This is a genomic window from Massilia sp. NBRC 108631, assembly GCF_059704565.1.
Map to the genome: position 1 here is coordinate 1 of NZ_BAAKJE010000080.1, position 5,140 is coordinate 5,140.

At 53.7% G+C, this 5,140-nt stretch carries 5 protein-coding genes and 1 pseudogene; 5 read left to right on the forward strand and 1 reads right to left on the reverse strand.

The window, feature by feature from the left end; translation table 11 throughout:
• The 4 genes and pseudogenes from AC6H42_RS10145 to AC6H42_RS10160 all read left to right on the forward strand — a co-directional run.
• Positions 1-794, forward strand: a pseudogene (locus tag AC6H42_RS10145) (hypothetical protein); the annotation flags it as partial.
• Positions 795-803: 9 nt separating this feature from the next.
• The gene (locus AC6H42_RS10150; RefSeq protein ID WP_057156809.1) at positions 804-1,259 is read left to right on the forward strand and encodes a hypothetical protein; all 456 of its coding nucleotides are present in this window, start codon (positions 804-806) and stop codon (positions 1,257-1,259) included.
• Between the two features lie 881 nt (positions 1,260-2,140).
• Entirely contained in the window at positions 2,141-3,130 is a 990-nt protein-coding gene (locus AC6H42_RS10155) for an IS5 family transposase (RefSeq protein WP_497547948.1), read from the forward strand.
• Positions 3,131-3,302: 172 nt separating this feature from the next.
• Positions 3,303-4,385 carry a hypothetical protein gene (locus AC6H42_RS10160; RefSeq protein WP_497547949.1) on the forward strand — a complete coding sequence of 361 codons (1,083 nt, stop codon included), beginning with the start codon at positions 3,303-3,305 and terminating at the stop codon, positions 4,383-4,385.
• 119 nt (positions 4,386-4,504) lie between these two features.
• Here the strand turns inward: AC6H42_RS10160 and gmtX are convergent, their stop codons facing one another.
• The gene (gmtX, locus tag AC6H42_RS10165; protein WP_373888187.1) at positions 4,505-4,681 is read right to left on the reverse strand and encodes a gamma-mobile-trio protein GmtX; all 177 of its coding nucleotides are present in this window, start codon (positions 4,679-4,681) and stop codon (positions 4,505-4,507) included.
• 175 nt (positions 4,682-4,856) lie between these two features.
• Here gmtX and AC6H42_RS10170 point away from each other — a divergent pair.
• A partial coding sequence (locus AC6H42_RS10170) for a DUF4123 domain-containing protein (RefSeq protein WP_497547950.1) occupies positions 4,857-5,140 on the forward strand: 284 nt, incomplete at its 3' end.

Sequence of the window (5,140 nt, forward strand, 5' to 3'; positions counted from 1 at the left end):
CCGACATCGTCGGCGCCGGCATCTCGATCGCGCGCGGCGACTACTGGGGCGCAGCGCTCAGCACCGTCAGCATGGTGCCCTATTTGGGCGACGCGCTGGCCAAGCCCGCCAAAGCCGTCCGCGCCACCAAGGCCATCATGGGCCTGGAGAAAAAAGTCGCCGCGCTGACGCAAACCGTTGCCGACCTGACGAAAGCAAAAAAACAAGCCGAAGCAGCCGAAGCGGCGGCCAAGGAAGCTAAAATTGCGAAAGAGGCTGAGGCGGCGAAAGAGGCTGCAGCAAAGCAGGAAAAATCTACTCCCACCAAGGGAAAGGATTGTGAGGACTGCAAAACGAGTGGAAAGGGATCCGGTAAGGATCTGACTCCGGGGAGTGCGGAACACAAAGCGGACCGATGGGAGCGATATCAGAAGCGCGGGGGGCCGAAGGAGTATGAGCAATGGAGCAAGCAGTATGACGTTAACATGCAGAATTATAAATATGGACTGCAGCGCGAGGCGGATTACCGTACTGCAATGAATGCGAAGGAAGGGACCGTCACTACATCACTGGGCAATAGGCAAATCGACATACTCAAAGCAGAAGAGAAATATGCGGGGCAACTAAAGACTGGGCCTGTAAGTTTAACAAAAGAAAACATATTGGCAATAAAAAAAGATAAGGAACTTGTTGACCTAGGATGGGAAGTTGAGCACATTCTTGAAAAAGGGGCATCACGGCCGTACATGGATGCATTAGATAAGGCGAATATAATTTACAAGATTGGGCCACAGATCCCACCCACCAAATTTTGAAAGGTTATCATGAATTACGCTGTGGAATTAGAAAAATTTGATCATTTCCTAATGATTATGGACGACCAATTGGAGGCCTTAGAAGACAAGGCCGAGCATTACGGGATCAACCTAACCCGTGATCCTAATTCATTCGAAAAATTGGAAGCTCTTTTCGACAAAATGACAGAATCGGTTGACAAAGAAACGAAAATAGACCTGATCATTACATTCGGACGCTACCTAGGTGAAATTGTACGCGAAAGCTTTGGTGGAAAATGGCATCTTCCTCTAGACGACCCAAAGAATATAAATTTCAACTCTCCGGTAATCATCGGCCACGCTAAGGTTGCAGCGGTGCAGTTTGCGCCGATTAGTGTTATGCACGCATATTCACTAAGGAAACGCGCTGGTCTACTCAGAGGCGCCGTCATGTCCCAAGTGAAACCTCAGCCTCTTGAAATCGACCATATGGAAGAAAAATAGGACTAACCATTGCGGGGCTCCGGAGAAAGCTGAACAAAAAGGCGCCCGATACACTAGTTCCGCATGTCAATTCCACGCCAACTGCGCTGACGGCGAGCGTTCGCCGGAAAGACGTACAACGACGAGCAAGGCAATGCCATCTATGTCACCCGGTTATCTCGCCGGTCGCGCGCGGACATCCGCTCAGATTTGGTCGGAGACGGCCATATGCAATTTTCGGACGGACTACGCGCCCCCTTACCTCATAGTCCTTCGTCTTTACGCCTTTTTTCGCTAAGCAGGCGTGACAACCGTCGCCTTCGGGCTGGTTGGTGGTTTCGATACCGCAGTTGGTGCAGCGGACGAGTGGGCGGTAGATCATGTCGTTCTCCTTGAGCTTAGGGTCCGTATCCAGAAGGTGGTTCATTGTCGTCCGTAATTCTCTGAAACTCAGCAAGGGCATCGTCATAAGACCCGAAGAAGTCGATCTCTCCGCCATCCGGATCGCAGATAGCATAGCCAATGAGGACTTTCTGCCCAGCCGCATGTATCTCCCAGACTTCAACCATAGTGAATCCGTCTTTTTCGAAAAGGGTTTTGCCGTACGTTCGCATATATTTCCGCTACAAGGCGGCCTTTCAAGTATCCCGGCCTCCGGCCGGCTCGGGGCGCGAGCGCCGTTTTCCCTCATGTCCCGCCACTTTTGCATGCGAAAGTGCGCGGTCGATCAGTTGAGGGGAAAGTCAGAGTCAGAATCAACCATCCGGTTCAATTGCTCTTGCGTCGGTCTCAAACCAGGAGGCAATCCCGCTAGGGAACCGCTGAATTATTCCTCAGCGGCTGCATCTGCGGCGACCTGAACCTGAGACAATACGACATCGTCCATCACTGCCCAGCCGATCATGCAACGAAGCTTTTCCGACCTTGAGTACGCCGCCAAGAAGAAGCTCACGCGGCGTGACCGATTCCTCGCCGAGATTGATCAAGTTACGCCATGGGGCAAGCTGCACAAGCTCATTGAGCCGTTTTACCCGAAAGCCGCAGGTGCTGGCCGTCCGCCGATTGGCTTGGCGCGCATGCTGCGCATGTACGTGGCCCAGCAGTGCTTCGGGCTGTCCGACGAGGGCATTGAAGATGCGATCTACGACAGCCAAGCTATCCGGGGTTTCGTGGGCATCGACCTGAACCGCGAGTCGGCACCGGACGCGACGACTTTGCTGAAGTTCCGCCATCTGCTCGAAGCCAATGGCCTGACGCGCCAAATCTTCGACACCATCAACGGCCACTTGGCCGAGAAGGGTTTGATGATGCGCGAGGGGACCATCGTCGACGCCACGCTGATCGCGGCACCACCATCGACCAAGAACCAAGACAAACAACGCGATCCCGAAATGCACCAGTCCAAGAAAGGCAACGACTGGCACTTTGGCATGAAGGCCCACATTGGCGTGGACGCGACTTCGGGTCTGGTGCACACGCTGATCGGCACGGCTGGCAACGTGGCCGACGTCACGCAAGCGCACGCGCTGCTGCACGGCGACGAGATTGCTGCGCTGGGCGATGCGGGCTACCAAGGCGTTGAAAAGCGCGAAGAGAATCAAGGGAAATCGGTAACCTGGTTCGTGGCCATGAAGCGCGCGGTGCGCAAGGCGTTGCCGAACAATAAGCTGGGGCGCCAACGCGAAAAGCTTGAAGTACTCAAGGCAAGCGTGCGGGCAAAAGTCGAGCATCCGTTCCATGTGCTGAAGAACCTTTTCCGTCATCGCAAAACGCGCTATCGGGGCCTGGCCAAGAACACTGCCCAGCTCTACTCGCTGTTCGCCTTCGCCAACTTGGTGCTCGCTGGCCGACGCTTTAAGCTGCCCAACACCCGAGGTCCGTCCCGAGCGTAAGAATCGGTAAGAACGGAGACGAATTCGCCGTTCTTACGTCCCATTTTTCACTTGTAGAACTTAAACGATAAGCACCGAGCAAGCTCCGCGACGCCAAAAACTCAATTGATCTGCGGTTCCCTAGCCATTGCAACCCTATCGTCAACCCTCATGAAAATAAGTATGCTGCGTTTTGGCTGATGGCGATAGCGTTGGCCGCTGCGGTAGCTGTATATTAAAAATAATCGGTTTTGAACTGATTGGACAATTAATAGGAAATACGATGGATTGGAATTGGTTTTTCAGCTCACTTTCGCAGTCTTCGGCGGCGATAGTTGGCATTTTTGGTGCGTTCATTATTACTAAGATTCTTTCCAATCAAGCGCAATTCGGCGAAAGAACTGCTCGCTTCAAGTCGCTTCGAGCGGCAGCAACCAAGTTGGAGAATAGTGCGGAAAACCTTGCCTTTGCATGGTATGTTCGCCTCATGGCGGAGAGTCAGTTGGAGAAGGCTGAGGATCTCCTTGATAAGGACGATAACCTCACGTCAGAAGATCTCTATGCGAAGCTAAGGTTCCCACCTTATCTCGCGCGCGAAAATGCAATTCGAGCTCTTCAATCTGCAAAGGATAGGCGTGAGGCGGCTGCTGAGGCTGAGCGACAACGCATCCAAGAAATGGCACGGTTTCAATCAGAGCGTCGCTCAAAGCTTGGGGCGGCCGGGGCGTTGGCATCATCGCTAGGGTTGGGCGGAGACGGATTCTCTATTCCCATGTCACATCCGATTTCGCGCAGGCTTTCATCAATTAATAATCCGCATGCCGAACTTCAGAAGGAGCGTGAAGCGATCGATGCGTTAGAAGTCGAGATACGCCATCACATGCGAACGATTTCGGACTTTCTCGAAGCCACGTCGTCAAACCCTGAGTCATCAGCAGCGATTATGTGGGCACTAATAATGGTTTCAGCGTTATTTCTGGTTGGAGTGGTTTATCCGCTGAGTTTCATGCCTTCGCCGGTTCCTTGGACCCCTGCTTTGGAGATTCATGGATTTTGGGGGCGCGTGTTTTCATTGCGCGGTATGCTTCTCATATTTGTATCTCTGATCTTTCTCTCAGCACTCACAATGTTTGCGGTCATGAACCGCCGGATGCGCTACTCTCCAGACGAGATTCGATCTCTTGAGGATTTCACTCGTATAGAAACGTACTCCAAGTACTATGCGATAGCGGAAGAGAACGAAAGAGTAGCACGCGAAACGGCGAAGTCGTTGTAAAGGCTTTTCCACGACCATAAAAGTGTCACTATGATGTGGGTAAAACGCTCAGATACTTTGGGTCTGGAGATTAGTGAGCTTGAACCGGCTGGGGCGACGAATTCGCTTTTTCAGTGCGATCATGAAGCAAGTGTTTTTTTGATCGCGTTGATGAAGCCGATATCAAACAGTTTTCTACCACGGGAGTTTAGGATCTCGCCGTTGGCGCCCTCAGACCAGCCTTCCTGAGTTAAGAACTCAGCGGATATCGCCCGCCCGCTGCAATGCCTGTTTTTCGGTCTCCGACAACCCCACACTGCTCATCACTTGGATGACTTCGCCCTTCGGGGTAACGTTAATATGACCAGGAAGGACACGTCGATCGACCACTACGTTAGCGTTTGCACGAAGCAATTTGACTTCACCACGTAGGCGCGGCTGGAACAGGCCGCGCCCAGCGTCAGCTGGATAACCAGTCCCTACACGCTGCCCGTGCTCGCGCCCATGCTCACGCGCCGCCTGGATTGCGAAATCGACGGCGGTCAATTGGTCGTGATGCGCTTCTACGACCCGCGCATCCTGCTCGGCCTGCCCTCCGCGCTGGACGCGCAGCAGAAGCGCTACTTCTTCGCCCCCGTGAGCGCCTGGAGCGCGCTCGAACCGCGCCGCCGGCAGCGCTACAGCATCGACATCGTGCCCGCCACGCCGGCCGACATCGCCCGCTACGCCTTCGCCCCCATCAGCCTTACGCTGGCCCAGCGCGACCAGCTGATGTA

Coding starts and splice junctions, on each gene's coding strand:
- AC6H42_RS10150 (WP_057156809.1), top strand. CDS start 804: ATGAATTACGCTGTGGAATTAGAAAAATTTGATCATTTCCTAATGATT.
- AC6H42_RS10155 (WP_497547948.1), top strand. CDS start 2,141: ATGCAACGAAGCTTTTCCGACCTTGAGTACGCCGCCAAGAAGAAGCTC.